Source organism: Cupriavidus sp. C2SS-8b (assembly GCF_057073745.1).
The window spans coordinates 987878-1012234 of sequence record NZ_CP172716.1 but is presented as its reverse complement, the minus strand read 5'-3'; the positions used below and the strand labels follow the sequence as shown (position 1 = coordinate 1012234).

Genomic DNA, 24357 nt, shown 5'->3' with positions numbered 1-24357 from the left:
CCGCGTAGTGGTTTGCAGGGATCTTTTCTTGTCCGCCCGCCTGGTTGCCGGAGGGCAGGACACCGTGACGACAACCGCGATAATGACGCCGGAAGCCGCCCGAAGCGAGCGCTTTTGCGATGCTTGACTTCTCAAGCGATTATGCCACGGGACCGGCGCTAGCCGGCCCCGGCACAGCGTTGCGCTGCGCCGCGATTGGCGAAAGGGGGATTTCGCGGATGGCGAAAGCACTTTTGCCCCCTCGCTCCCGCATGGGAACGAGGGGAGCAGGATCAGCCGCCCAGGTAGGCAGCCTTGATCCGGTCGTTGGCCAGTAAGTTCGCGCCGGTATCGGCCAGCACCACCTTGCCGGTTTCCAAAACGTAGCCGCGGTCGGCCACCTGCAGCGCCTTGTTGGCGTTCTGCTCCACCAGGAACACCGTGACGCCTTCCTGCCGGATGGCGCGGATGATGTCGAAGATCTGCGCGATGACCAGCGGCGCCAGGCCAAGCGTGGGCTCGTCCAGCAGCAGCAGGCGCGGCCGGCTCATCAGCGCGCGGCCGATCGCCAGCATCTGCTGCTCGCCGCCCGACATGGTGCCCGCGCGCTGGCCCGAGCGCTGGTTCAGCCGCGGGAACAGCTTGAACACGTGCTCGATGCCCGCCTCGATCTCGTCGCGCCTGGCGAAAAACGCACCCATCTTCAGGTTCTCGAGCACCGTCAGGCTCGGGAACACGCGCCGCCCTTCGGGCGAGATGGCCATGCCCATGCGCATGATTTCGTGCGTGGAGCGCCCGGTGATCTCCTGCCCCTCGAACAGCACGCGGCCGCTCGAGGCGCGCGGCGAGCCGCACACGGTCATCATCAGCGTCGTCTTGCCGGCGCCATTGCTGCCGATCAGGGTGACGATCTCCCCCTTGTTGACTTCGATCGATACGCCCGACAGCGCCTCGACGGCGCCGTAGTGGGTATGGACCTGTTCCAGCTTCAGCATCAGTCCTCTCCCAGGTAGGCTTTGATCACGCGCGGGTCGTTGCGCACTTGGTCGGGCTTGCCGATCACGATCGGCTTGCCGTGCTCCATCACCAGGATGCGGTCCGACACGCCCATCACCAGGCTCATGTCGTGCTCGATCAGCAGCACGGCAATGCCGAACTCCTTGCGCAGCTGGTCGATGAGCTGCGACAACTCGATCTTCTCCTGCGGGTTCAGGCCGGCAGCGGGCTCGTCGAGCATCAGCAGGCGCGGCTTGGTGATCATGCAGCGCGCAATCTCCAGCCGGCGCTGGTGGCCGTACGACAGCGTGCCCGCCTCGCGGTTGGCAACCTTGGTCAGGCCCATGCGCTCCAGCCAGTCAGCGGCACGCTGAAGCGCCTCGCGCTCGGCGCGGCGGTAGGCCGGCGTGGCGAACAATCCGCGCAGGAGACCGGCCTGCACCTGCAGGTGCTGCGCGACGAGAAGGTTCTCCACCACGGTCAGGTTCTTGAACAGGCGGATGTTCTGGAACGTGCGCACCAGGCCGTGGCGCGCCACCATATGGCTCGGCAGGCCGGCGATGGCGTGGCCATCCATGCTGACCTCGCCCGCTGTCGGCTTGTAGAAGCCGCCGACGCAGTTGAACACCGTGGTCTTGCCGGCGCCGTTGGGGCCGATGATCGCGAAGACCTCGTCGCGCTTCACGTCGAACTCGATACCGTCCACCGCCAGCAGGCCGCCGAAGCGCATCTGCAGGCCGGAGACCTTCAGCAATTCTGCATTGGCACTCATCGCGGCAACTCCACGTGCGGACGGCTCGCGGGCAGCAGGCCCTGCGGACGCCACATCATCATCAGGACCATCACCAGGCCGAAAATCAGCATCCGGTACTCGGCAAAGCCGCGCGCCACTTCGGGCAGCACGGTCAGCAGGATCGCCGCCAGGATCACGCCCAGCTGCGAACCCATGCCGCCCAGCACCACCACGGCCAGCACCAGCGCCGATTCGATGAAGGTGAACGATTCCGGGTTGACCAGTCCCTGGCGCGCCGCGAAGAACGCGCCGCCGATGCCGGCAAAGGCCGCGCCCAGCGTGAACGCCGACAGCTTGATCCGGGTCGGGTTCAGGCCCAGCGAACGGCACGCGATCTCGTCTTCGCGCAGCGCTTCCCACGCACGGCCCATCGGCATGCGGATCAGGCGGCTAGTGACGAACAGCGTAAAGCCCACCAGCAGCAGCGCGATCAGGTACAGGAAGATCACCATGTGCTCGCCCTGGTAATCCAGGCCGATCAGCTCGTGGAACGTGCGTGCGCCCTCCACGCTGGCGCTGCGCGCCATCTCGAAGCCGAACACGGTCGGCTTCGGAATACTGGAGATGCCGTCCGGACCGCCGGTGTACTCGGTCAGGTTGCGCGCGAGCAGGCGGATGATTTCGCCGAAGCCCAGCGTCACGATGGCCAGGTAGTCACCGCGCAGACGCAGCACCGGGAAGCCGAGCAGGAAACCGAAGGTGGCCGACATCCCCGCCGCGATCGGCAGGCATTCCCAGAAGCTGAGCCCGAAGTACTGGTTCAGCATCGCGTAGGTGTAGCCACCGACGGCGTAGAAGCCCACGTAGCCCAGGTCCAGCAGGCCGGCAAAGCCGACCACGATGTTCAGGCCCAGCCCCAGGATCACGTAGATCAGCGCCAGCGTGGCCACGTCCACCGCGCCGCGCGAGCCGAAGAACGGCCACACCAGGCCGACGGCCAGCAGCACCCACACCGCCGCGCGCTGCTGCCCCACGCCGAGTTGCGGCATGGCCGGCAGGCGCACGGCACTGCCCGCACGCGACAGCAGCGGCTTGAACAGCTGGAACAGGAAGACCGCCGCCACGGCGATCCAGACCGGCCGCCAGTGCGGCTCCAGCACGACCTTGTAGCCTTCCAGCTTGAGCTGCAGGCCAAGTACGGGAATGGTCAGGATGGCCGTCATCACGGCGGCCATCACCGCATTCTTCAGGGATTGCCCGGCGGGCATTGCGATTGCGGCGGGCATTGCAGAAGTCCGGTTTGTCATATCGCGTTCCTCCTCAGACCTTTTCCACGTCCGGCTTGCCGAGCAGGCCGGTCGGGCGGAACAGCAGCACCAGCACCAGCAGGCTGAATGCCACCACGTCCTTGTATTCGGCCGGCATGTAGCCGGAGGCGAAAGTCTCGGCCAGCCCCAGCAGCACACCGCCAAGCATCGCGCCCGGGATGCTGCCGATGCCGCCGAGCACCGCGGCCGTGAACGCCTTGATGCCGGCAATGAAGCCGATAAACGGATTGAGCTTGCCGATGGTCAGCCCGATCAGCACGCCGCCGACCGCGGCCAGCATGGCGCCGAGCACGAACGTGAAAGAGATCACGCGGTTGGTGTCGATGCCGAGCAGGTTCGCCATGCGCATGTCTTCGGCGCAAGCGCGGCAGGCGCGGCCCATGCGCGAATGGCCGATGAAGAGCGTCAGCGCGATCATCAGCACCAGCGTCACGCCGACGATCAGCAGGCGCGAATACGGTACGGTGACGACGAAGTCGCCGCCCATCTGGAACTCGATGGCGCCCGAGATCAGGATCGGCACGGACACGTCGCGTGCGCCCTGCCCGATCTGCACGTAATTCTGCAGGAAGATCGACATGCCGATGGCCGAGATCAGCGGTACCAGCCGCGGCCCGCCGCGCAAGGGGCGATAGGCCACGCGTTCGACCGCGAAGCCATAGCAGCCGGTGACCAGGACGGAAACCAGGAGCGCGGCGCCCAGCACGAGCGGCAAGGGATAGCCGGCCTGCACGCCGATGGCGGTCAGTGTGACCAGGCCCACATAGGCGCCGATCATATAGATCTCGCCGTGGGCGAAGTTGATCATGCCGATGATGCCGTAGACCATCGTGTAGCCAATGGCGATCAGCGCGTAGATCGCACCCAGCGTCAGGCCGTTGACCAGCTGCTGGGTGAACTGTGGAAGGAATTCGTTCATGGGGGAAGCCTCAGGAAATCGAAGCCCGATAGCGGAACATCCCGCCGCCCCTTGTGGGGGCGCGGGATGCCGGCGAAGGAAATGCCCGGATTAGTTGGCGGCGGTCTTGCTGGCGTCCTTGTGCCAGGTGTAGACCACGAACTTGAAGGACTTCAGGTCGCCCTTGTCGTCGTATTCGACCTTGCCGATCGGGGTCTGGAAGGCGTTCTTGTGCATGTACGCCGCAACCTTGGTCGGATCGGTGCTCTTGGCGCCAGCGATGGCGTCGCCAATGATCTTGACCGCGGCGTAGGAAGGCATCTGGAACGGGCCATTGGCGTCACGCTTCTTGTCTGCGAAGGCCTTCACCAGGCCGGCGTTGGCCGGATCGGCCGAGAAGTCGGCCGGCAGCGTCACCAGCATGCCTTCGGAGGCCGGGCCGGCAATAGCGGTCACGTCCTTGTTGCCCACGCCTTCGGGACCCATGAAGGTGGCCTTCACGCCCTGCTCGCGCGCCTGGCGCATCAGCAGGCCCATTTCCGGGTGGTAGCCGCCGAAGTAGACGAAGTCCACGCCCTGCGACTTGAGCTTGGTGATGACGGCGGAGTAGTCCGAATCGCCGGCGTTGATGCCCTCGAACACGGCCACCGGAATCTTCGCGGCTTCCAGGTCCTTCTTCACCGAAGTGGCGATGCCCTGGCCGTACGACTGCTTGTCGTGCAGCACGGCGACCTTCTTCGGTTTGACCTTGGAGATGATGTACTGGGCGGCAGCCGGCCCCTGCTGGTCGTCGCGGCCGATGGTGCGGAAGATGAACTTGCGCTTCTTGGCCTCGGTCAGCTGCGGCGCGGTGGCCGACGGCGTGACCATCACGATGCCTTCGTTCTCGTAGATATCCGAAGCCGGAATGGTCGAACCCGAGCAGACGTGGCCGATCACATACTTGATGCCCTGGCTGACGATCTTGTTGGCCACGGCCACGGCCTGCTTCGGCTCGCAGGCGTCGTCCATCAGCACCGCTTCGAACTTGTTGCCGCCGGCGCCGCCAGCTGCGTTGATCTGTTCGATGGCGGTCAGCGCACCGGCCTTGACCATATCGCCATATTGGGCAACCGAGCCGCTCATCGGGCCGGCAATGGCGATCTTCACGGTTTCGGCGTTGGCGGCAGCGCCAAGGGTAGTCAGCACGGCGGCCAGCGAAATGGACGTAAGGCGGGAAAGCGTCATCAGGTGCTCCTCGATTGGTTTTGTGGTCATACGGGCAGAGACAGCATGACCTGCGCAATCGAACTACACACTGCGGACGACAGGGAAACCAGGTCCGAGACGCGGCAGTCGGGTCCGGCAAGAAGACAGCAGATGCGGGGCCCGGCGTGTGTCAGCCCCCGAAGGATCAGGGGAGCATGGTTCGGAAAGACAACGTTTGATGCGTTCTCTATTGCGCAAGCGCTGTCGCCTGCCCCGCTTGCCGCACGGCTTGCCGGAGGGTGGCCCGGCTGCCATCGGCAGAGCAGCCCGCATTATAGGGTCAAATTTCCTGCCGAAAGCGAAAATCGCACAACAAATGAGGAACCTAGTTGAAAGATTGCGACACAATTCTCCACAAATTGCGCCTCTGAACACTTGGCGTGCAATTTCCTGCGCTCACATTCGCCGCATCGCACAAAACCCCGGCGCCAGAAAGACAAACGCCCCGGCGGGCCGGGGCGTTTGTGATTTGCTGCAGTGCGCAGCAGCAGGCGTGGAAGGCTTAGCGCTTGTCCACGTCCGGCACGTTGCGCGTGGCGGCGCCGTTGAACAGCTGGCGCGGACGGCCGATCTTGTACTCCGGATCGGTAATCATTTCTTCCCACTGCGAGATCCAGCCCGGGGTGCGAGCCAGCGCGAAGATGCAGGTGAACAGCGACGTCGGGATGCCCAGCGCGCGCTGGACGATGCCCGAGTAGAAGTCGACGTTCGGGTACAGCTTGCGGCTGACGAAGTATTCGTCTTCCAGCGCGATCTTTTCCAGCTCCATGGCGAGCTTGAACAGCGGGTCGTTGTGCAGGCCCAGTTCGTTCAGCACTTCATGGCAGGTTTCGCGCATCAGCTTGGCGCGCGGATCGTAGTTCTTGTACACGCGATGGCCAAAGCCCATCAGGCGCACGCCCGAGTTCTTGTCCTTGACCTGCTTGATGAACTCGCCGATGTTGTCGACGCTGCCGATTTCTTCCAGCATCTTCAGTGCGGCTTCGTTCGCACCGCCGTGGGCCGGACCCCACAGGCAGGCCACGCCGGCGGCGATGGCGGCGAACGGGTTCGTGCCCGACGAGCCAGCCAGGCGCACGGTCGAGGTCGAAGCGTTCTGCTCGTGGTCGGCGTGCAGGATGAAGATGCGGTCCAGCGCGCGCTCGAGCACCGGGTTCACGGTGTACGGGGCGCACGGCGTGCCGAACAGCATGCGCAGGAAGTTGCCCGAGTAGGACAGGTCGTTCTGCGGGTAGATGTACGGCTGGCCGATGTTGTACTTGTACGCCATGGCGACCATGGTCGGCATCTTGGCGATCAGGCGGATGGCCGAGATCTCGCGCTGGTGCGGATCATCGATGTCCATCGCGTCGTGGTAGAACGCGCTCATGGCACCCACCAGGCCCGTCAGCACGGCCATCGGGTGGGCATCGCGGCGGAAACCGCGCATGAAGAACTGCAGCTGCTCGTGAACCATGGTGTGGTTCATGACGTGGCCGACGAATTCTTCCTTCTGCTTGGCGTTGGGCAGCTCGCCCTTCAGCAGCAGGTAGCAGGTTTCGAGGTGGTCGCACTTTTGCGCCAGCTGCTCGATCGGGTAGCCGCGGTACAGCAGCTCGCCCTTGTCGCCATCGATGTAGGTGATCTTCGAATTGCACGAAGCCGTCGACATGAAACCGGGGTCGTAGGTGAACTTGCCGGTCTGGCCGTACAGCTTGCGAATGTCGATCACGTCCGGGCCCACGGTGCCCTGGTAAATCGGCAGCTCAACGCTGGGGGAACCATCGGAGAACGATAGCGTGGCTTTCACATCGGACGGCGTCATGTCGGATCCTTCAAATGCTGTGAATAATAATATTGACCAAATACTCAGACCGAACGCAGCAGGCCAATTATGCGCTGCATCGGGGGCGTGTCGAGTTCACCGTCGAGCTCCTTGCGGGCAAGGAGCAGGTCCATCAACTCGTTGTCGCTGAGATCGAACAGCGCGCTCAGCGAAGCCACATCCTCGTTGGACAGGCTCTCCTCGTAACGGTTGAAAAATCGCTCGACGATGATGTCGTTCTCCAGAAGGCCGCGGCGTGCACGCCAGCGCAGACGCGCGCGTTTGTGTGGATCGGCCTGGTGGGAGAAGTTGGTGGCGAGACTCTCGGTCATGGCTTCCTGCTTTCCGGCGCGCCCGCCTGATATTGCCGCTCAGGCCGACGCGCCGCTTACAACAACTGCTCTAAACTGCTCTTTACTGCGAACTCCGCCGGATCAGACTGCGCGGCGGACCATCAGCTCTTTGATCTTGCCGATGGCCTTGGTCGGGTTCAGACCCTTCGGGCACACGTCGACGCAGTTCATGATGCTGTGGCAGCGGAACAGGCGGTACGGGTCGTTCAGGTTGTCCAGACGCTCGCCCGTGGCCTGGTCGCGGCTGTCCGCGATGAAGCGGTAAGCCTGCAGCAGGCCGGCCGGGCCGACGAACTTGTCCGGGTTCCACCAGAACGACGGGCACGACGTCGAGCAGCTCGCGCACAGGATGCACTCGTACAGGCCGTCGAGCTCGTCGCGCTGTTCGGGCGACTGCAGGCGCTCCTTCTCGGGCGGCGGCTCGTCGTTGATCAGGAACGGCTTGATCGAGTTGTACTGCTTGAAGAACTGCGTCATGTCGACGATCAGGTCGCGCACGACCGGCAGGCCGGGCAGCGGACGCAGCACGATGCGGTCCGGCAGCTCGCGCATATTGGTCAGGCACGCCAGGCCGTTCTTGCCGTTGATGTTCATCGCGTCCGAACCGCACACGCCTTCACGGCACGAGCGGCGGAACGAGATGGTCTCGTCCAGCTTCTTCAGCTTGACCAGTGCGTCCAGCAGCATGCGCTCGTGACCGTCGAGCTCGACCTCGTAGGTCTGCATGCGAGGCGCCGCGTCCTTGTCCGGATCGTAGCGGTAGACTTCGAAAATACGCTTCATTTCTGTGGGTCCTGTTTTCTCTACGATGCGGTGCTCAGAAGGTACGGGCCTTCGGCGGAACGCTTTCCACCGTCAGCGGTTCCATCTTCACCGGCTTGTAGTCGAGGCGGTTGCCTTCGCTGTAGAACAGCGAGTGCTTGAGCCAGTTCTGGTCGTCGCGGTTCGGGAAGTCGCTGTGCGCGTGGGCGCCGCGCGATTCCTTGCGGGCAGCCGCCGAGATCATGGTGGCCTTGGCCACTTCCACCAGGTTGGCCACTTCCAGGGCTTCCATCAGCGCGGTGTTGAAGACCTTGGACTTGTCCTTCAGGTGGATGTTGTTGGCGCGCTCCGACACTTCCAGGATGCGCTCCACGCCTTCGTCCATCAGCTTCTGCGTACGGAACACGCCGGCATGCGACTGCATGTTCTTGCGGATGTCGTTGGCGACGTCCTGCGTGTACTCGCCCGACGTCGTGCCCTGCAGCTTGGCCAGGCGCGACATCGCGAGGTCAGCGGCGTCGGCCGGCAGCGGCTTGTGTTCCTTCTGCTTCAGGTTCTGCGCGATGATGTGGTTGCCGGCGGCACGGCCGAACACCACGAGGTCGAGCAGCGAGTTGGTGCCCAGGCGGTTGGCGCCGTGCACCGACACGCACGAGCATTCGCCGATCGCGTAGAAACCATTGAGCACTTCGTTCGGGTTGCCGTTCTTCGGCACCACGACCTGGCCGTGGTAGTTCGTCGGAATGCCGCCCATCTGGTAGTGGATGGTCGGGACGACGGGGATCGGTTCCTTGATCGCGTCGACGTTGGCGAACTTCATGCCGATCTCGCGGATCGACGGCAGGCGCTTCATGATGGTCTCGGCACCGACGTGGGTCAGGTCGAGCAGCACGTAGTCGCCGTTCGGGCCACAGCCGCGGCCTTCCTTGATTTCCTGGTCCATCGAGCGCGACACGAAGTCACGCGGCGCCAGATCCTTCAGCGTCGGGGCATAGCGCTCCATGAAGCGCTCGCCATCCTTGTTGCGCAGGATGCCGCCTTCGCCGCGCACGCCTTCGGTGATCAGCACGCCCGCGCCGGCCACGCCGGTCGGGTGGAACTGCCAGAACTCCATGTCTTCCAGCGGCACGCCGGCGCGCGCCGCCATGCCGAGGCCGTCACCGGTGTTGATGAAGGCGTTGGTGGAGGCCGCGTAGATACGGCCGGCACCGCCGGTCGCAAACAGCGTGGTCTTGGCTTCGAGGATGTAGACCTCGCCGGTTTCCATTTCCAGCGCGGTCACTCCCAGCACGTCGCCGTCCTGGTCGCGGATCAGGTCCAGCGCCATCCACTCGACGAAGAAGTGGGTCTTGGCGCGCACGTTGCGCTGGTACAGCGTGTGCAGCAGCGCGTGGCCGGTACGGTCCGCCGCGGCGCAGGCGCGCTGCACGGGCTTCTCGCCGTAGTTGGCGGTGTGGCCGCCGAACGGACGCTGGTAGATCGTGCCGTCCGCATTGCGGTCAAACGGCATGCCGAAGTGCTCGAGCTCGTACACGACCTTCGGGGCTTCACGGCACATGAACTCGATGGCATCCTGGTCGCCCAGCCAGTCGGAGCCCTTGATGGTGTCGTAGAAGTGATAGTGCCAGTTGTCCTCGCTCATGTTGCCGAGCGAGGCACCGATGCCGCCCTGCGCCGCCACGGTGTGCGAACGGGTCGGGAACACCTTGGACAGCACGGCGACGTTCAGGCCGGCTTCCGCGAGCTGGAGGGATGCGCGCATCCCGGCGCCGCCAGCACCGACGATGACCACGTCAAAGCGGCGACGCGGCAATCCAGTCTTGACTGCGACCATTTATTACACCCTCCAGAGAATCTGAGCAGCGTAGCCCGCACAACCGACGAGCCACAGAATCGTAAGAACTTGCAGCACGAGGCGCAGCGCCATCGGCTTCACATAGTCCATCCAGATGTCGCGCACGCCGAACCAGGCGTGATACAGCAGCGACAGGATGGTCAGGAACGTGATGATCTTCATCCATTGATTGGAGAAGAGCCCCGCCCACGCTTCGTACGAAGCGCCGTTCGACAGCAGGAAAGCAATGGCCAGGACGATGGTGAAGACCACCATGATCACGGCCGTGACGCGTTGCGCGAGCCAGTCTTTCAGGCCGTAGTGCGCACCGACGACGAGACGCTTGGGACCGATATTATTGTTTGCCACCTTGATTCTCCTCAGAACAGGCCGAACAGCTTCAGGCCGAAAATCAGGGTAAGCAGCAGGCTCACAACCAGCACGCCGATGGCAGACTTAGCCGAAGCGGGCTTGGAGACGCCAACGTGCACGTCCAGCAGCAGGAAGCGGATACCAGCGCAGAAGTGATGCAGATAACCCCAGATCAGGGCCAGCACAACCAGCTTGACGAAGCCACCGGACAACAGTGCCGAGAACTTTGCGAAGCTCAGTTCGGAGGTAATGCTCTGCTCAAACAGGTACAGAACGAAGGGAAGAAGAAGGAACATCAAGGCACCGCTCACGCGATGCAGGATGGATACCTTGCCGGCCCAGGGCAACCGGTATTTCGCGATCTGCGAGACACCGATATTCCGGAACTCCGGCCTGGCTTGTTTGACGGCTTCAGCCATGCGAGACCCCAATTTGCGGTAAACAAAAAACGAAACTGCCATTGCCCTGCATGCAAAAGAATGCATTGGGGCAAATCCATGAGATTTTAGCGCCTTTGTTGCGCGCCGCACCAATAATTTTCAGCTATCAGGCCCCGACACGCGGCGCCCGACAATCGCACACAGCAATGCTGGAAGTGCAAAAACCAACCCGCACCACGCAATAGCCGCAACCATCATGACGAATATCGCAATAATCATGGTGCCGGACCGGCCGGCACCCGCGATATTCAGCTCAGGTCATTCTGGTAATAGTGGCGCGTGGTCACATACAGCCCGCGCCGCACCTCGACCGGTCGGTCGCCATACGTGTACGACACGCGCTCGACCGACAGCAGCGGCGACCCGACCGGGACCGACAGCAAGTCAGCCGCCGTCTCGTCGGCGGCAACCGCACGAATTTTCTCAGAGGCCCGAATCATCCGGGTACCGAACTCGGCCTCGAACAATGCGTACATGGGGCCCTTCCACTCGGTCAGCTTCTCTGCCGTGAGCCCCTTGAAGTTGGCGCCGAGCAGCCAGATCTCGTCCAGCACCGTCGACTCGCCCGAAAATGTCAGCACGCGGCGAATCTGCACGACGCTGTCGCCGGTACGGATATCGAGCAGCCGGGCAATCTCCGCGGGCGCGCGCAGCCGCTTGCACTCGAGCACGTGGCTGGCGCCATAATGCGGCTCCCCTTCGTCCGGCACCAGCCGCAAGAAGCGGAACTTGACCACGTCTTCGTGGTGGGTGGTGACGAAGGTACCCTTGCCCTGCCGGCGCGCCACCAGGTTGTCGGCGGCGAGCTCGTCGATGGCCTTGCGCACGGTGCCCTGGCTGACCTTGTAGCGCGATGCCAGCTCCATTTCGCTGGGAATCATCTCGCCCGGCTTCCACTCGCCCGATTGCAGGCTGCGCGTGATCAGGGCCTTGATCTGCTGGTAGAGCGGACTGAATGTAGGCGACGGCACGGCGTGGGCCGCGGCGAGCGCGGCCGGCTGTTGGGAGGGCGATGGTGACGACTGCGCCCCGGCGCCGGAACTGGAATTGGCGGCGCCAGAATCCTGCGCTCCAGGTGCGGAGGCGCCGGTCAGGGACGTAGGCAGGGAGGACATAGGGGGGATTTCACCACAAAAGGGCAAAGCCCGTCCAGCCTGACGTTAAATGTCTTATGTCTTATATAAGACATATGAATTGACATCGAAGATGGCCCGGCCTACACTCGCGCTGGTCCACGCCGGCGGCACGCGTGACAGAACAAGACAACCGTCTGATCTGGCTAACGCGCCCCGCTTCGCAGTAGACTTACGCTTCGTTGCCCTACCATGACCCGTTGTGGCTCTCCCTCACCGGTTCCGCCCCGTGGCCTTGCCACCTGGTTCCGGCGGACGGCTGCTCCCCGCTGTGGCGACAACCAGCACCTGGTGACGTGCCTCCCCCTACGCGGCGCGCCACCCACCGGTTTCCCCCATCTTTTCGTTTGGAGATTTACTCATGGCTAAAGCCCCAATGCGCGTCGCAGTGACCGGCGCCGCTGGCCAGATCGGCTACTCCCTGCTGTTCCGCATCGCCAATGGCGACATGCTGGGCAAAGACCAGCCGGTCATCCTCCAACTGCTCGACCTGCCCCAGGCCCAGGCGGCCGTCAAGGGCGTGGTGATGGAACTGGAAGACTGCGCCTTCCCGCTGCTGGCTGGCGTGGTGATCACCGATGACCCGAAGGTCGCCTTCAAGGACGCCGACGTCGCCCTGCTGGTGGGCGCCCGTCCGCGCAGCAAGGGCATGGAGCGCAAGGACCTGCTCGAAGCCAACGCCCAGATCTTCACGGTGCAGGGCAAGGCACTGGACGAAGTCGCCAGCCGCAATGTCAAGGTGCTGGTGGTCGGCAACCCGGCCAACACCAATGCCTACATCGCCATGAAGTCGGCCCCGAGCCTGCCGCGCGAGAACTTCACCGCCATGCTGCGCCTGGACCACAACCGCGCCCTGTCGCAGATCGCCGCCAAGACCGGCAAGCCGGTGGCATCGATCGAGAAGATGTTCGTGTGGGGCAACCACAGCCCGACCATGTACGCCGACTACCGCTACGCGACCGTCGACGGCAAGAGCGTCAAGGACATGATCAATGACCCGGTGTGGAACAACGACGTGTTCCTGCCGACCGTCGGCAAGCGCGGCGCCGCCATCATCGAAGCCCGTGGCCTGTCGTCGGCCGCTTCGGCTGCCAATGCCGCCATCGACCACGTGCATGACTGGGTGCTGGGCACCAACGGCAAGGTCGTCACCATGGGCATCCCGTCGAACGGCGAATACGGCATCCCGGCCGACACCATGTTCGGCTACCCCGTGACCTGCGCCAACGGCAAGTACGAAATCGTCAAGGGCCTGGAAATCGACGACTACAGCCGTGAAAAGATCAACATCACCCTGAACGAACTGGAAGAAGAAAAGGCCGGCGTGCAGCATCTGCTCGGCTAATCTTCGGATCCATTCCGCCAGGGAAACCGGAGCACCGCAACGATTCAAGAATCGGCGCGGGCTCCGGTTTTTTGTTGGGCCTCGACCTTTCCCGGCGGCCCCTTCCAACTCATTTTTTGACCAGAATCCAAGTGCATCCTTCCGAGGTCTTGTTCCAGGGCGAAGCCATCCCCATCCAGTTGCCGGTGTGCGATCACTACGCGGGCAGCGAAAAGCTGATGCTCAAGTCGCTGGCCCTGCAGCAAGAGCTTGGTCCCGTCTTCGATATCACCTTTGACTGCGAAGACGGCGCCGCCGTGGGGCTGGAGCGCGAGCACGCCGAACTTTGCGCAAAGCTTGTGAACAGCCCGCTCAACGCCCACAACCGTGTGGGCGTGCGTATTCACGATCCGACCCATTCGAGCTGGAAGCAGGACGTCGACGTGCTCGTGCGCGCCGCCGGCGCGCGGCTGGCCTATGTGGTCGTGCCCAAGGTGACCGATGTCGTCGAAGTGGCCCGCGTGACCGATCACGTCAACCAGGCTGCACGCGCAGCAGGCATTGCTCGTCACATCCCGATCCATGTGCTGGTCGAAACGCACGCCGCGCTCGAACAGGCTTTCGAAATCGCCTCGCTGGTGCAGGTCGAATGCCTGAGCTTCGGCCTGATGGACTTCGTCTCGGCCCACCACGGCGCCATTCCCGGCGAAGCCATGCGTTCACCCCAGCAGTTCGAGCACCCGCTGATCCGCCGCGCCATGCTGGAGATTTCGGCCGCGTGCCATCGGTACGGCAAGGTTCCTTCGCACAATGTCAGCACCGACGTGCAGGCCCCGCAGCGCGCGGGCGATGATGCGCTGCGCGCGCGCTCCGAGTTCGGCTACCTGCGCAAGTGGAGCATCCATCCGGGCCAGATCGAGCCGATCGTCGCCGCGTTCCGGCCCGGCATCGAGGAGATCGGCGCCGCCAGCCAGATCCTGCTGGCCGCCCACGAGAACAACTGGGCCCCGATCCGCCACGACGGGCAGTTGCATGACCGCGCCAGCTACCGCTACTACTGGTCGCTGCTGCAGCGCGCCCACGCCACGGGCACGCCACTGCCGGACAACGTGGCCGAGCTGTTCTTCGACTAGGCACCGACCCGCGTCCGCACAACATCCGTCAAAGACCAAAACCCAAGGAGAACAGGATGTCCGCAACCAAGAACGAGGCGCCCGCTGAAGCCCCACAGCCGACGAGCCCAAAGCCCAAAAAGTCCGTTGCCCTGTCGGGCGTGACCGCCGGTAACACCGCCCTGTGCACGGTCGGCCGTACCGGCAACGACCTGCACTACCGCGGCTATGACATCCTGGACGTGGCCGACGCCTGCGAGTTCGAGGAAATCGCCCACCTGCTGGTCCACGGCAAGCTGCCGAACCAGGCCGAACTGGCCGCCTACAAGACCAAGCTGAAGTCGCTGCGCGGCCTGTCCGCCAACGTCAAGGCCGCGCTGGAATGCGTGCCGGCCTCGGCCCACCCGATGGACGTGATGCGCACCGGCGTGTCGGTGCTGGGCACCGTGCTGCCGGAGAAGGACGACCACAACACTCCGGGCGCGCGCGACATCGCCGACCAGCTGATGGCCAGCCTGGGCTCGATGCTGCTGTACTGGTACCACTTCAGCCACAACGGCCGCCGCATCGAAGTCGAAACCGATGATGACTCCATCGGCGCCCACTTCCTGCACCTGCTGCACGGCAAGAAGCCGTCGGCCCAGTGGGAACGCGCCATGCACACCTCGATGATCCTGTACGCGGAGCACGAGTTCAACGCATCGACCTTCACCGGCCGCGTGATCGCCGGCACGGGCTCGGACATGCACTCGGCCATCTGCGGCGCGATCGGCGCGCTGCGCGGCCCGAAGCACGGCGGCGCCAATGAAGTGGCCTTCGAGATCCAGAAGCGCTACGACAACGCCGACGAAGCCGAAGCGGATATCCGCCGCCGCGTTGAAAACAAGGAAGTCGTGATCGGCTTCGGCCATCCGGTGTACACCATCGCCGACCCGCGCAACCAGGTGATCAAGGCCACCGCGCGCGAACTGTCGAAGGAAGCCGGCTCGATGAAGATGTTCGACATCGCCGAGCGCCTGGAAACGGTGATGTGGGACATCAAGAAGATGTTCCCGAACCTGGACTGGTTCAGCGCCGTGAGCTATCACATGATGGGCGTGCCGACCGCGATGTTCACGCCGCTGTTCGTGATCGCGCGTACGTCGGGCTGGGCTGCGCACATCATCGAGCAGCGCATCGATAACAAGATCATCCGCCCGAGCGCCAACTACACTGGCCCCGAGAACCTGAAGTTCGTCCCGATCGCAAAACGGAAGTAGAGCGCGGAAGTAAAGCGCATGTGAGGCTCGCGTCCGCCACTTTCCCCCGACTTGCACCCGATTATGTAACGAAAGGGCAGGCTACTTGCCCTGTCTCGCAAATCGTAGAGAATATCGGCGGAATCTTGCCCATGCCTGGGAATCCTCCCAGGCGTGCCAGACCATAAAGACACAGACCCCGAAAGGTTATTTCTATGAAAAAGCTCGTCCTCGCAGCCTGCCTCGGCGCGTTCACCCTCGGCACCGCCGGCACCGTGATGGCCCAGGAACCGGCCCACAAGACCACCAAGAAGGCGCCGGCCAAGAAGAGCAGCAAGGCCGCCCCGGCCGCAGCGGCCGCCGTGACGCCGACCGGCGAAAAATGGCAGTGCGAACTGGGCAACGCCCTGTACATCTCGGGCAACATGCTGCGCGATGAAATCCTGACCGTGAACTGGCAGGGCCGCGAATACAAGCTGCCGCGCCAGTCCACCGTGACCGGTGCCGACCGCTACTTCGACGCCCGTAGCGGCCTGGACCTGGTGGTGATCCCGAGCAAGGCCATGCTGTTCAACAAGAACCTCGGCCAGCGCCTAGCCGATGAATGCCAGAACGCCGAGATGCAGGCCGGCGGTGCCGCGCCGACCCAGGCTGGTGGCCTGCGCGCGCCGGTGACCTCGCCGCTGCTGGCCGCGCCGCCGCAGCAACAACAGCAACAGCCCGACGCGACCCAGCAGTCGGCTGCGCCGAAGCAGTAAATCCGGCGGCTCCCGGGCCGGCCCTCTCAGGGCCGGGCCATCGGGCGCCATGCCGGCGGGGGATGGTTGCCGGCATGGCAGTCATTGCGCGAACGCAGCGTTCGCCGGCACGCGCTGGCGGGCGGCGTGCGCGGCGGTTAGAGTATCAGTCGCAACGACATCGGACCGCGGTGAACGCCATGACGGCGCCGCCGGGGTCAGGTCCGACTCAACGCCACCGCAACATTCCTCGACTGGAGTATGGCAATGCCCCACAACCTAAATAAGACGCAGACCCTACAAGAATTCAAGATCGGCTCTTCAGGCAAGGGCCAGTTTTATTCCCTGCCCCGGCTGGGCGAGGAACTGAACGTGGCGATCGAACGCCTGCCCGTGTCGATTCGCGTGGTGCTCGAGTCCGTGCTGCGCAACTGCGACGGCAAGAAGGTGACTGAGGAGCATGTCCGCCAGCTTGCCGGCTGGCAGCCGAACGCGGACCGCGTCGACGAGATTCCGTTTGTGGTGGCCCGCGTCGTCCTGCAGGATTTCACCGGCGTGCCGCTGCTGGCCGACCTGGCCGCCATGCGCAACGTGGCCGAGAAAATGGGCCGGAATCCCAAGCAGATCGAACCGCTGGTTCCCGTGGACCTGGTGGTCGACCACTCGGTCCAGGTCGACCATTTCCGCGAGAAAAAGGCGCTTGACCTGAATATGCAACTGGAATTCCAGCGCAACAACGAGCGCTACCAGTTCATGAAGTGGGGCATGCAGGCCTTTGACACCTTTGGCGTGGTGCAGCCGGGCTTCGGCATCGTGCACCAGGTCAACCTGGAATACCTCGCACGCGGCGTCCACAAGAAGGACGGCGTGTATTACCCCGACACCCTGGTCGGCACCGACAGCCACACCACCATGATCAACGGCATCGGCGTGGTGGGCTGGGGCGTGGGCGGCATCGAGGCGGAAGCCGGCATGCTCGGCCAGCCCGTGTACTTCCTGACGCCGGATGTGGTGGGCGTGGAGTTGACCGGCCGCCTGCGCGAAGGCGTGACCGCGACCGACCTGGTGCTGACCATCACCGAGATGCTGCGCAAGGAAAAGGTGGTCGGCAAGTTCGTCGAGTTCTTCGGCGAAGGCACCGCCAGCCTGGCGTTGCCGGACCGCGCCACCATCGGCAACATGGCGCCTGAGTATGGCGCCACCATGGGCTTCTTCCCGGTGGACGAGAAGACCATCGACTACTTCCAGGGCACCGGCCGCTCGGACGAGGAAATCGCCGCCTTCGAGGGCTATTTCCGCGCGCAGCAGATGTTCGGCATCCCCAAGGCTGGCGATATCGACTACAGCAAGGTGGTTTCGCTGGACCTCGGTACGGTGGCCCCGTCGCTGGCAGGCCCGAAGCGTCCGCAGGACCGCATCGAGATCGGCCACGTCAAGAGCACCTTCAGCTCGCTGTTCAGCAAGCCGGTGGCTGAAAACGGCTTCAACAAGGAGCCGGCCGAGCTGGACCGCACTTACCAGACGGCCGATGGCATCGACGTGAAGAACGGCGACGTGCTGATCGCGGCCATCACCTCCTGCACCAATACGTCGAACCCCAGCGTACTGCTCGGCGCCGGACTGCTGGCGAAGAAAGCCGTGGAAGCGGGGCTGACGGTGGCGCCGCACATCAAGACCTCGCTGGCGCCCGGAAGCCGCGTGGTCACCGAATACCTGAAAGCTGCCGGCCTGCTGCCCTACCTGGAAAAACTCGGTTTCGGCGTGACCGCCTACGGCTGCACCACGTGCATCGGCAACGCCGGAGACCTGACGCCCGAACTGAACGAGGCCATCGTCAGCAACGACCTGGTCGCAGCCGCCGTGCTGTCGGGCAACCGCAATTTCGAAGCCCGCATCCACCCGAATATCCGCGCCAACTTCCTGGCCTCGCCGCCGCTGGTGGTGGCCTATGCCATCGCCGGCAACGTCACGCGCGACCTGATGACCGAGCCGGTCGGCAAGGGCAAGGGCGGCAAGGACATCTGGCTCGGCGACATCTGGCCGAGCTCGGACGAAATCCATGCGCTGATGAAGTTCGCGATGGACGCCAAGACCTTCAAGGGCAACTACGAGCAGGTCAAGAAGCCAAGCAAGCTGTGGGGCGCGATCAAGGGCACCAAGGGCCAGGTCTACGACTGGCCCGAGTCGACGTATATCGCCGAACCGCCCTTCTTCGATGACTTCACGCTGGAGCCGTCCGGCGTCAGCCCTAGCGTGCGCGGCGCCCGTGCACTGGGCGTCTTTGGCGATTCCGTGACGACCGACCACATCTCTCCGGCCGGCTCGATCAAGGACACCTCGCCCGCCGGCAAGTACCTGCTGTCGCATGGCGTGCTGAAGGCGGACTTCAACAGCTACGGCTCGCGCCGCGGCAACCATGAAGTGATGATGCGCGGCACCTTCGCCAACGTGCGCATCAAGAACCTGATGATTCCGCCGAAGGCCGACGGTTCGCGCGTGGAAGGCGGCCTGACCATCCACCATCCGACCGGCGACGAGATGTCGATCTACGACGCCGCGATGAAGTACATCGCCGAAGGCACCCCCACGGTGGTATTCGGCGGCGAGGAATACGGCACCGGCTCGTCGCGCGACTGGGCGGCCAAGGGCACGCAGCTGCTTGGCGTGAAGGCGGTGATCGCGCGCAGCTTCGAGCGCATCCACCGCTCCAACCTGGTCGGCATGGGCGTGCTGCCGCTGCAGTTCAAGGGCAGCGACAGCGCACAGACGCTGGGCATCACGGGCAACGAGACCTTTGACATCGAAGGCATCGAGGGCGAGCTCAAGCCGCAGCAAGACGTGGTGCTCGTGATCAAGCGCGCCAACGGCGACGTGCAGCGCGTGCCGGTACTGCTGCGCATCGACACGCCGATCGAAGTGGACTACTACAACCACGGCGGCATCCTGCCGTTCGTGCTGCGCCAGTTGCTGGCCGCCTGACCGGCTCGCGGTACTGACGACCGCCGCCCGCCCTGCCCGGCCTTGTGCCGGTCAGGGCGGGCGGTTTTCATTGGGGCGCAGGAAATCCGCTCATCACTTTTCGGGCTGGCCGCGTGTAAGTTCCACGCAAGCCAGCGCTGCCACACTGTGCCTCACAAGAATGGCGTTCAACGCCCGGAGGCCAGCCAGCCGGTCAAGTCCTCCGACCCACGAATCCAGGAGACACCATGGTCAAGATCATCATCGCGTTCGTCGTCGTCGCGGGCGCCGCCTTCTACCTGCTCAGCAAGGGCGGCGGCGATGTATCGATGGGCGGTGAGCAGCACGGCGCCGAAACCCACGCACCGGCTGCTGCCGAGCAAAAGTAAACATTGCCGGCAGGACACGCCGCAAGACACTCGGACAGGGTCATTCCTGTCAACGCAGCGAGTAGAATACCGTTTTACGAAAAAACGGACGGTTTCTCTATATGGCAGGTTTTCGCCCCAAGGCTTCCCCGCGTCTTTCGCCCGATGCCGAGCGACTGGTGGCCGATGCGCTCGCCCTCGATGCATCGGGCAGCCGCATGGAGGACGCTTACTGGGAACGGCGGCTCTCGCAACGCCTGGGCCGGCTGCTGAAAAATGGCAGCCAGACCGCGCTCGACGCGGCGCTCGAACACCTGTTCAAGCACAACGCGGACGCCTCCGACGTGCTGGCCGAGCAGGCCGAGACGCTGGCCGAATCGGCCACGGTGGAAGTCGATGGCGTGCGCTATGACGCGCTGCTGGTCGCCGCGCCGATCCTGGCGCATACCCGCTACGCCATTCCGTCCGGCTCGCTGAAGCCCGACCTGGCGCAGACCCTGGCCGTGCACCTGCAGGCACACGTGCTCGCCACCGGCACCAAAGTGGCGCTGTCGCCGTACCTGTACAGCATCGACCAGCTGCCGCGCACCCATAGCGACACCTTCGCGCTGACCCACAAGCTGGCCGCCGCCGCGCTCAGCGGTACGGTGCCCAAGGTGGACCTGCGCGACCTGCCCGAGACCGCGCCGATCCTGGCCGATCCGCGTTACCTGCTGGCCGTGGTGGTGGCACCGCACGAACAAGGGCTATTCCGCTGGCAAGAAGATGCCAAGGAACACCACGCCGAGCGCTCGACCTGCCTCGAACAGTGGCGCAGCCAGGTGCAGGCCACCGTGGCCCTGCTGCTGCCGGGCTGCGAGTTCGAACTGCTGCTACCCGACGCCTTCTTCCTGTCCTGCCGCGAATCCGACAAGAGCATCCGCCCGCTGACCGTGCGCGCGGCCGTGAACTACCTGAGCGGCACGCTGGACGTACCGGCCGGCCAGCTCGCGGCGGTGGTGGCGGCGTTTGGCGAGGAAGTGGTGGAAGAGTACCGCGTCGGCTTCACCATGCGCGGCGAAAAGGACGTGATCTACGGCATCGTCTGGCCAGTCTATGGCCGCGAAGCCGGCGAAGTGGATGCCGACGAGAAGGGCAACCCGCTCGAGCAGATCTGTGAAGAGCTGCGCAATGCCGGCGTCGAGGACATCTTCCGCCACGCCGCGCTGTTCGATCCGGAATACTGCGAAGACTGCGGCACGCCGCTTTATGCGGACCGCAATGGCGAGATCGTTCACGCCGAGCTGCCCGAGGACGCGCCGACGCAGCAACCGCTGTTCCACTGACGCCGGGATTTCTCCGCTTCAACGCAAACGGCCCGCACTGCGGGCCGTTGTGCTTTCCGGCTAGCGTTGCGTCACGCAGCGCCAGAGGCCATGCCCTGACGCCGCATACTTGCGCTCGAACGGCGTCATCGCCGTCTCCGGCTGCCACGCTTCGGTGGCGGACGAACGGCCGAGCATCCCCAGCGCCACCGCGAATTCGTCGATGTAGATCTTCCAGTTGCTGCGGCACTCCAGGTAATCGCCACAGGCCGCCAGCGCGGGAAACACGGCGTGCCCCTGCCAGCGCCGTCCGAGATGCCCGATCTTCGGCCATGGATTCGGATAGAGCACATAGTGCCGCGCCACCGGCACGTGATCTTCCAGCAACATGCGCCACACATCGACCAGGTCCGCGCGTGCCCAGCAGAAATTGACGGGCATGGGCGCGTCGCCCCACCAGTCCTTGCCGGCGCCCAGGCGCTTCTCCGACTGATCCACGCCGATCACGAAATGATCCGGGAATGCCGTGGCCAGGCGCAGCGTGCTTTCGCCCACGCCGCAGCCGGCGTCGAGAATCAGCGGTCCATCGCCGGCCTGCCGCCAGCGCGCCAGCGCCTGGTCCAACGCGCGTCGGCTGACCTCGCCGATCGGCTTGCGAAACGGCTCGGCAAGATGGCGCGCCACGCGCGCCGCGAGGTGTTCGTGTATGTCGGACTGTGCCGAGACAATGTTGGGAGAATTGGCAAACATGGCCGCCATTTTAACGGGGCCAGTCCACCGCGCCTGACCGGAAAGCCTGCATGGATGTCGTTTTACCGGCACAATGCGGGCAAATTGCCTGCCAACCGCCCATGGCCGCGCGCCCTCCTCGCCCGCGGCCGCCCGGGCCAGCATGAGGAGCCTAGCGCCATGCCTTTCCGCCGCCCTTCCAACCCCTCCCGCGCCATCCGCGCCGCGTTGCTCTGTGGCGCCGTCTTCGCGCTTTCGGCCATCGGCAGCGCACGCGCCGAAGACCTGCGCATTGGCCTGGCCGCCGATGTGACATCCATGGACCCGCAATGGAACAACGCCGGCCCGAACAACGCCATCGCGCTGCATATGTTCGAGTCGCTGGTGTTCATGGACAAGAACGCGCGCTACATCCCAGGGCTCGCACTTTCCTGGAAGCCGATCAACCCGACCACGTGGGAAATCAAGCTGCGCCCCAACGTGAAATGGCACGACGGCTCGCCGTTCACGAGCGCGGACGTCAAGGCCTCGCTGGAGCGGCCCGAGAAGCTGGTCAACAGCCCCGGCTCGTTCACCAGCTACACCAAGCCGATCGCGCGCATTGACACGCCCGACGCCCTCACGGTGCGCCTGACCATGAACGTGGCGAACTATGCCAACCTGGCCAATGACCTGAACAGCGTGCCGATCCTGCCGAAGAAGGTAGCCGCCACGCTCACGCAGGCCGACTTCGATTCGGGCAAGGCGATGATCGGCACCGGCCCGTTCAAGTTCGTGCGCTTCGCGCGCGGCCAGGAGATCGTGATGGCGCGCAACCCCGATTACTGGGGCCCGAAGCCCGAATGGGACCGCGCGATCTTCCGCATCATCACCGACAACGGCGCCCGCTCCGCCGCCTTGCTGGCGGGCGACGTCGATGTCATCGAAAGCGTGCCGGCGGCCGATGTGGCCAAGCTGAAGCAGAACCCGAAGTTCCGCATCGAGCAGACGGTGTCATGGCGCACGATCTTCTGGCAGATGGACCAGTCGCGCGACAACCCGCCGTACGTCACCGACAAGGCGGGCAAGCCGCTGGGCAAGAACCCGTTCAAGGATGCGCGCGTGCGCGCCGCGATCTCCAAGGCCATCAATCGCGACGCCATCGTCAGCCGCATCATGGAAGGCCTGGCGGTGCCGGCATCGTCGCTGGTGTCGCCGCAGATCTTCGGCCACCCGGGGACCAAGCCCGAGGCCTACGACGCGGAAGGCGCGAAGAAGCTGCTGGCCGCCGCCGGCTATCCGAACGGCTTCGGGCTGACGCTGCATGCGACCAACAACCGCTACCTGAACGATGCCGCCGTGGCGCAGGCCACCGCGAGCATGCTGACGCGCGTGGGCATCCAGACCAAGGTGGAAACCATGCCGGTGGCGGTGTACTTCACGCGCGCGCGCCAGGGCGATTTCTCGTTCGAGATGCTGGGCTGGGGCTCGGCCGCGGCCGACGTGGCGCTGCGCTCGATCGTCGGCACGCCTGATCCCAAGACCGGCTACGGTACGTGGAACTGGGGCAAGTACAGCAATCCGCAACTGGACAAGCTGATCGAAAAGTCGCTCACCACGGTGAGCAGCGACAAGGCGCGCGAGGAGAACGCGAAGGCCGCCGCGAAATTCGCGCTGGATGACCACGCCATCATTCCGTCGCACAGCCAGCTGGCGATGTGGGCGATGAAGAAGGGCCTGAAGTACGAAGCGCGTACCGACGAGTGGTCGCTCGCGCAGTTCTTCCACAAGGAGTGACGGCCCACTGATGCCGGGGCTGACCCCCGCGCATCAGCGATCCATCAGATCACCAGCTTCTCTTCCTGCCGCGCATTGGCCGCGCGCAGCTTCTTCACCCAGTCGCGCGCCGGCAGCGCGGTGGTCGTTTCCACCACATCGGCGCGCGCTTCCAGCGTTTCCCACGGCACGTCGATCGCCGGCCCGTTGAATGCCAGCGCGATGACATTGCCGTCGTGGACTTCCGGGAACACCAGCACGCGGTTATCGAAGGCATCGCAGATGCGTTCGATGTTCTTCGGGAAGCTGTCGTGATCGCCGAACAGGTTGATGGTCATCACGCCCGGCGACTTCAGCGTACGGCGGCAGGCGCGGTAGAAGGCGGTGGTGTCGAGCACCGGGCCGCGTGCCGTGGCGTCGTACAGGTCCACCTGCAGCGCGTCCACCGATTCCGTGCTGGCGGCGTCCATCACGTAGTCCCAGGCATCCTGCTCGCGCACGCTCAGGCGCGCGTCGTCCTCGCGCAGGCCGAACATGCTGCGCCCGGCAATGATTACCGCCGGGTTCAGCTCCACCGCGGTGACGCGGGCACGCGCGAAATGCCGGTGGCTGAACTTGGTCAGCGCCGCCGCGCCCAGCCCGAGCTGCACCACGTGGAAGTCCGGCGCGGACGGCGACAGGAACAGCAGCCACGCCATCATCTGCTGTGCGTACTCGAGTTCGATTGCATCGGGCTTGCGCAGGCGCATCGCGCCTTGTACCCACTCGGTGCCGAAGTGCAGGTAACGCACGCCGTCCATTTCGGAGAACGTCACCGGGGCAAAGCGCGGCGTCATGCGCTTTTCTTCCTTGGCCGGGCGTTCGCCGCGGGTACGGATGCCGCGCGCGGGGCGGCGCGAGGCCACGGCCTCGATCGATTTGCGTTTCAGTAGGGTCATGTCTTGCTTGTTCG

General features: G+C 64.4%; 22 protein-coding genes. 8 read left to right on the top strand and 14 right to left on the bottom strand.

Annotated features, from left to right (window positions below; genetic code table 11):
• Positions 1–272 precede the first annotated feature (272 nt).
• The 12 genes from ACIGJB_RS04610 to ACIGJB_RS04555 all read right to left on the bottom strand — a co-directional run bounded on the left by ACIGJB_RS04610 (position 273) and on the right by ACIGJB_RS04555 (position 11862).
• Positions 273–974, bottom strand: coding sequence for an ABC transporter ATP-binding protein (locus ACIGJB_RS04610; RefSeq protein ID WP_483731605.1), 702 nt, complete (start codon positions 972–974; stop codon positions 273–275).
• Positions 974–1747 carry a high-affinity branched-chain amino acid ABC transporter ATP-binding protein LivG gene (livG, locus tag ACIGJB_RS04605; protein WP_483731604.1) on the bottom strand — a complete coding sequence of 258 codons (774 nt, stop codon included), beginning with the start codon at positions 1745–1747 and terminating at the stop codon, positions 974–976. Before livG ends, ACIGJB_RS04610 begins: the two co-directional genes overlap by 1 nt.
• Positions 1744–3015 (bottom strand): high-affinity branched-chain amino acid ABC transporter permease LivM, encoded by a 1272-nt coding sequence (locus ACIGJB_RS04600; RefSeq protein ID WP_483731603.1) that lies wholly within the window; start codon positions 3013–3015, stop codon positions 1744–1746. Before ACIGJB_RS04600 ends, livG begins: the two co-directional genes overlap by 4 nt.
• A gap of 13 nt (positions 3016–3028) precedes the next feature.
• The gene (gene livH / locus ACIGJB_RS04595) at positions 3029–3955 is read right to left on the bottom strand and encodes a high-affinity branched-chain amino acid ABC transporter permease LivH (RefSeq protein WP_483708700.1); all 927 of its coding nucleotides are present in this window, start codon (positions 3953–3955) and stop codon (positions 3029–3031) included.
• 90 nt (positions 3956–4045) lie between these two features.
• A complete protein-coding gene (locus tag ACIGJB_RS04590) occupies positions 4046–5161 on the bottom strand; it encodes a branched-chain amino acid ABC transporter substrate-binding protein (RefSeq protein WP_483731602.1) in 1116 nt (371 codons plus the stop codon).
• Between the two features lie 523 nt (positions 5162–5684).
• Positions 5685–6986 carry a citrate synthase gene (gltA, locus tag ACIGJB_RS04585; RefSeq protein ID WP_483708702.1) on the bottom strand — a complete coding sequence of 434 codons (1302 nt, stop codon included), beginning with the start codon at positions 6984–6986 and terminating at the stop codon, positions 5685–5687.
• Between the two features lie 44 nt (positions 6987–7030).
• Positions 7031–7318, bottom strand: coding sequence for an FAD assembly factor SdhE (locus ACIGJB_RS04580; RefSeq protein ID WP_483731601.1), 288 nt, complete (start codon positions 7316–7318; stop codon positions 7031–7033).
• 102 nt (positions 7319–7420) lie between these two features.
• Positions 7421–8122, bottom strand: a complete 702-nt coding sequence (locus ACIGJB_RS04575) for a succinate dehydrogenase iron-sulfur subunit (protein ID WP_211948961.1) — start codon at positions 8120–8122, stop codon at positions 7421–7423.
• Between the two features lie 34 nt (positions 8123–8156).
• The gene (gene sdhA, locus ACIGJB_RS04570) at positions 8157–9935 is read right to left on the bottom strand and encodes a succinate dehydrogenase flavoprotein subunit (RefSeq protein WP_483731600.1); all 1779 of its coding nucleotides are present in this window, start codon (positions 9933–9935) and stop codon (positions 8157–8159) included.
• Positions 9936–9938: 3 nt separating this feature from the next.
• The gene (sdhD, locus tag ACIGJB_RS04565; RefSeq protein ID WP_483708705.1) at positions 9939–10304 is read right to left on the bottom strand and encodes a succinate dehydrogenase, hydrophobic membrane anchor protein; all 366 of its coding nucleotides are present in this window, start codon (positions 10302–10304) and stop codon (positions 9939–9941) included.
• 11 nt (positions 10305–10315) lie between these two features.
• Complete coding sequence (sdhC, locus tag ACIGJB_RS04560) at positions 10316–10726, bottom strand: succinate dehydrogenase, cytochrome b556 subunit (protein ID WP_483708706.1); 411 nt, start codon at positions 10724–10726, stop codon at positions 10316–10318.
• A 269-nt stretch (positions 10727–10995) separates the two neighbouring features.
• On the bottom strand, positions 10996–11862 hold the full coding sequence (locus tag ACIGJB_RS04555; protein ID WP_483731599.1) for a GntR family transcriptional regulator: 867 nt from the start codon (positions 11860–11862) through the stop codon (positions 10996–10998).
• A 379-nt stretch (positions 11863–12241) separates the two neighbouring features.
• Between ACIGJB_RS04555 and ACIGJB_RS04550 the strand changes: the two genes are divergently transcribed.
• The 7 genes from ACIGJB_RS04550 (at position 12242) to ACIGJB_RS04520 (ending at position 20942) form a co-directional block, all read left to right on the top strand.
• Complete coding sequence (locus tag ACIGJB_RS04550) at positions 12242–13225, top strand: malate dehydrogenase (RefSeq protein WP_483708708.1); 984 nt, start codon at positions 12242–12244, stop codon at positions 13223–13225.
• A 131-nt stretch (positions 13226–13356) separates the two neighbouring features.
• Complete coding sequence (locus tag ACIGJB_RS04545) at positions 13357–14337, top strand: HpcH/HpaI aldolase/citrate lyase family protein (RefSeq protein WP_483731598.1); 981 nt, start codon at positions 13357–13359, stop codon at positions 14335–14337.
• A 56-nt stretch (positions 14338–14393) separates the two neighbouring features.
• The gene (prpC, locus tag ACIGJB_RS04540; RefSeq protein WP_483731597.1) at positions 14394–15575 is read left to right on the top strand and encodes a bifunctional 2-methylcitrate synthase/citrate synthase; all 1182 of its coding nucleotides are present in this window, start codon (positions 14394–14396) and stop codon (positions 15573–15575) included.
• Positions 15576–15769: 194 nt separating this feature from the next.
• Entirely contained in the window at positions 15770–16312 is a 543-nt protein-coding gene (locus ACIGJB_RS04535; RefSeq protein ID WP_483731596.1) for a hypothetical protein, read from the top strand.
• Positions 16313–16558: 246 nt separating this feature from the next.
• Positions 16559–19270 (top strand): aconitate hydratase AcnA, encoded by a 2712-nt coding sequence (acnA, locus tag ACIGJB_RS04530; RefSeq protein WP_483731595.1) that lies wholly within the window; start codon positions 16559–16561, stop codon positions 19268–19270.
• 227 nt (positions 19271–19497) lie between these two features.
• Positions 19498–19638, top strand: coding sequence for a hypothetical protein (locus ACIGJB_RS04525; protein WP_483731594.1), 141 nt, complete (start codon positions 19498–19500; stop codon positions 19636–19638).
• A gap of 101 nt (positions 19639–19739) precedes the next feature.
• Complete coding sequence (locus tag ACIGJB_RS04520) at positions 19740–20942, top strand: DUF2863 family protein (protein WP_483731593.1); 1203 nt, start codon at positions 19740–19742, stop codon at positions 20940–20942.
• Positions 20943–21002: 60 nt separating this feature from the next.
• On the opposite strand, the gene trmB is transcribed toward ACIGJB_RS04520, so the two are convergent.
• Entirely contained in the window at positions 21003–21680 is a 678-nt protein-coding gene (gene trmB / locus ACIGJB_RS04515) for a tRNA (guanine(46)-N(7))-methyltransferase TrmB (RefSeq protein WP_483731592.1), read from the bottom strand.
• Positions 21681–21830: 150 nt separating this feature from the next.
• On the opposite strand from trmB, the gene ACIGJB_RS04510 reads away from it, so the two are divergent.
• Positions 21831–23426: an ABC transporter substrate-binding protein gene (locus tag ACIGJB_RS04510; protein WP_483731591.1), complete on the top strand. Its 1596-nt coding sequence runs from the start codon at positions 21831–21833 to the stop codon at positions 23424–23426.
• A gap of 44 nt (positions 23427–23470) precedes the next feature.
• On the opposite strand, the gene ACIGJB_RS04505 is transcribed toward ACIGJB_RS04510, so the two are convergent.
• Positions 23471–24343: a class I SAM-dependent methyltransferase gene (locus ACIGJB_RS04505; RefSeq protein WP_483731590.1), complete on the bottom strand. Its 873-nt coding sequence runs from the start codon at positions 24341–24343 to the stop codon at positions 23471–23473.
• Positions 24344–24357 lie beyond the last annotated feature (14 nt).